This window comes from Brachyspira sp. SAP_772 (assembly GCF_009755885.1).
Lineage (GTDB): Bacteria > Spirochaetota > Brachyspiria > Brachyspirales > Brachyspiraceae > Brachyspira.
Genome location: NZ_VYIX01000041.1, coordinates 1 through 1,020 on the forward strand (window position 1 = coordinate 1; position 1,020 = coordinate 1,020).

Consider the following 1,020-nt stretch of genomic DNA (forward strand, 5'->3'; position numbering starts at 1 on the left):
TAATGCCTATGTGCCTTTGGTTGTAGATATCACAGATGCTAAGGCTTCTGATATATCAAACTTAATGAAAAAGAATTTCTATATCCTTTATGCAGACAAGAAAACTTTTGATGAAAATAAAGAAGTATTAAAAGAAGTTAATAATATAGCATTAGTAGTAGGYAATTCTAATACATATTCAAGAATAATGTTTTATACTAATTATTTCCAAAGTCTTGTAAGCAATTCTTTGGAAGAGAGCATGAAAGGCTATGACAACAATCTATTTACAGTATACGGAAAGCCAGATAAYAGCATGACAACTCTTTCAAATGAAACTTATAATTTCAAAAGCCGTCTGCTTGCATCATACAAAAAAACACCTTCTGTTAGCATGATTTCTAATATTATAAGCTATTCACARTCTCCTAATGAGGTTATGGACAATTATGCTTATTTTATAGAAGATAGATATAATGCAAAAGACACCAACACTGCATACAATCTCTCTGAAGACGGATATAAATATTTTGCTTCCTCCTACAGTAATATAAGCGATTCTAATGCATACTACTTTATGAAGGCAATGCTTCCTGTTTATAGAAGACTTGGAGATGAAGGGGCTGTTAAGGGTGCTAGAAGAGCTTTGCATTTTATGTATCTATACACAAATGAAAATTATCATTTAATAGATGAATACTKTACTCCTCGCACATTATCAAGATTCTTAAAATCAGGCGAAACTGTAGAAAATAATGTAAGATACGTAAATTATATAGCACAGAGAACTACAGGCACAAATAAAAATAAAATATTAGAAATAGCAGTGCTTTATGATTTGATATATGCTAAAACTCCTTTAGATAAAGTAACAAACTTACTYACTCTAATGACAAATACAAATCAAATACTCACAGTTGCAAATACAATATTAGATAATAAAACTACAAATGAAGCTAATATATTCTTAACTATGGATTATATTTACGGCAATCAGTATATATTTGAAGCTAATACTATTTCATCATTTGCTAATTTATT

At 29.2% G+C, this 1,020-nt stretch carries 1 pseudogene; it reads left to right on the forward strand.

The window, feature by feature from the left end:
• Window positions 1–1,020 (forward strand): annotated as a pseudogene (locus GQX97_RS12425) (ABC transporter); the annotation flags it as partial.